The organism is Massilia sp. CT11-108, assembly GCF_047302915.1.
In the GTDB taxonomy this organism is placed as follows: Bacteria; Pseudomonadota; Gammaproteobacteria; order Burkholderiales; family Burkholderiaceae_D; genus Telluria; species Telluria orientalis.
The window spans coordinates 1-1,854 of sequence record NZ_JBKYMO010000782.1 but is presented as its reverse complement, the minus strand read 5'-3'; the positions used below and the strand labels follow the sequence as shown (position 1 = coordinate 1,854).

Genomic DNA, 1,854 nt, shown 5'->3' with positions numbered 1-1,854 from the left:
GGCATGGAATCGGCTGCTTAGCGTGACCAAAAACAGCGCGGCGTTGAATCCCAACACCACTGACGATGCTCTGGGTATCAAGTTGGTGTACACCCCGACTTACCGCCAGGTCTTTCCCGGCATCGACCTCAGCGTGCCGGTGGGCCTCAGTTATTTTCCAATGGGCAAGTCCGCGGTGGTCGGCAGTTTCGGCCCGGACAAGGGCGGCGACCACGGTCACAAGAACGGCGAGAAGGGCGGCCACTGACGACGGCACGGGGCGCGGTGTAAGATGGGCTTCCGACCAGCTCACCGCCGCGCCATGCCGACACCACACCGCCCAGCCAACGACCATCGATACGGAGCGGCACCATGATGCTGCTGCTCGTCTTCCTGGCCGGGCTGTGGGCCGGCGTGCAGAACGCGCTGGCGGGCGGCGGCTCGTTCGTCACGTTGCCCGCGCTGATCGTGTCCGGCATGTCGCCGCTCGCCGCGAACATCACGTCCACCGTCGCGCTGTTCCCCGCGCAGATCACGTCCGGATACGCCGGCCGCAAGCTGGTCAGCGGCGCAGGCGGCCTGCCGTTCTGGGCGCTGTTCGTGTTGAGCATCGCCGGCGGCGCGGCGGGTGGATTGCTGTTGCTGCACACGTCGCCGGCCGTGTTCGCGCGGCTCGTGCCGTGGCTCGTGCTGTTCGCGACGGCCCTGTTCACGTGGGGGAGCTTCTTCCGCAAACCCGGCGCGGCGGGCGCCGTGCACCTCGGACCCGCGGCGACGGCGGTCGCGCAATTCCTGATCGCCGTCTACGGCGGCTATTTCGGCGGCGGCATCGGCATCCTGATGCTGGCCGCGCTGACGATGGCGGGCCTCGCCGCGCGCAATGCCGGGGCCACGAAAAACGTGCTCGCCGGCGTGATGAATGCGTCGGCCGTCGTCCTGTTCCTGACGTCGCCCGACCTGCACTGGCTGCAGTGCGGCGTGCTGGCGGCGGGGGCCGTCATCGGCGGCTTGCTGGGCGCATGGGCGCTGCACCGCGTGAACGAGAAGGCGTTGCGCGTCGCCATCGTCTGCATCGGCATCGCGCTCACCGTCGGACTGTTCCTGAAACCCATTTGACAGGCACGTCGAAAAACCTGCTGCGCGTTGCACTGTCGTCCTGCGATGCTCGCTGTACTACTCGTACAGCTGCGCTTCTCGGACAACATTGCTGCCGCTCGCGACGGTTTTTCGAGGTGCCTTGAGCACGCCTTCGGCGTGCGCTGGACACGGCCTCCTGCTTGGTCTACAGTGGAATCATGCGGTATCGCCATGAATGATTCCGCCAGGAAGGTAGGTGCGCCATGCTGGATTTACTCTATGGGCTCGAACCGGATCTTGCGTTGCACGCGATCGTGCTGGCATTCGGTTGCGCGACGTTTTTCCTGATCCTGTTGTGGCGGCGTTGCCCCAACTGTACTTGGCAGGAGTGGTCCACCGAGTTGCTGGGCCGCGACGAGAAGGACGACGCAGCCCAGGACTGACCGGTCAGTCGGTGCCCTCCGCGTGGTAGTGGTCGGCCTGCACCTTCCCGTTCACGCCGTGCGTGCGCACGTCGGGCGTGATCGGCAGCATGCTCGCGTTCCAGCTCTCCCATTCCCCCTTCAGCTTGTCGAATACGTCCGGGTGGCGCTGGACAAGGTTGGCGCGCTCGCGCTGGTCATTGGCCACGTCGAACAGGAAGTCGTTGCCGTTCAGGCGCAGGTATTTCCAATTGCCCGAACGGAGGGCGCGCTGGGCGTTCGCCTTGTAGCGCCAGAACAGCGTCCGCTCGCCGGGCGTGCGCTGGCCCGTCAGCACGGGCAGCAGGTCCTGGCCGTCGGGCGGGTAGGCCGGATC

3 protein-coding genes and 1 pseudogene are annotated in these 1,854 nt (G+C 66.3%); 3 read left to right on the top strand and 1 reads right to left on the bottom strand.

Annotated features, from left to right (window positions below):
- The 3 genes from ACEN88_RS30635 to ACEN88_RS30625 all read left to right on the top strand — a co-directional run.
- Nucleotides 1-247, top strand: a 247-nt coding sequence (locus tag ACEN88_RS30635) for a DUF1302 family protein (protein WP_413345788.1), incomplete at its 5' end; no start/stop codon positions are given.
- Between the two features lie 107 nt (nt 248-354).
- Nucleotides 355-1,095, top strand: a complete 741-nt coding sequence (locus ACEN88_RS30630; RefSeq protein ID WP_413345790.1) for a sulfite exporter TauE/SafE family protein — start codon at nt 355-357, stop codon at nt 1,093-1,095.
- 224 nt (nt 1,096-1,319) lie between these two features.
- Entirely contained in the window at nt 1,320-1,499 is a 180-nt protein-coding gene (locus ACEN88_RS30625) for a hypothetical protein (protein ID WP_413345786.1), read from the top strand.
- A 4-nt stretch (nt 1,500-1,503) separates the two neighbouring features.
- On the opposite strand, the pseudogene ACEN88_RS30620 reads toward ACEN88_RS30625, so the two are convergent.
- Nucleotides 1,504-1,854: pseudogene (locus ACEN88_RS30620) on the bottom strand (twin-arginine translocation pathway signal protein); the annotation flags it as partial.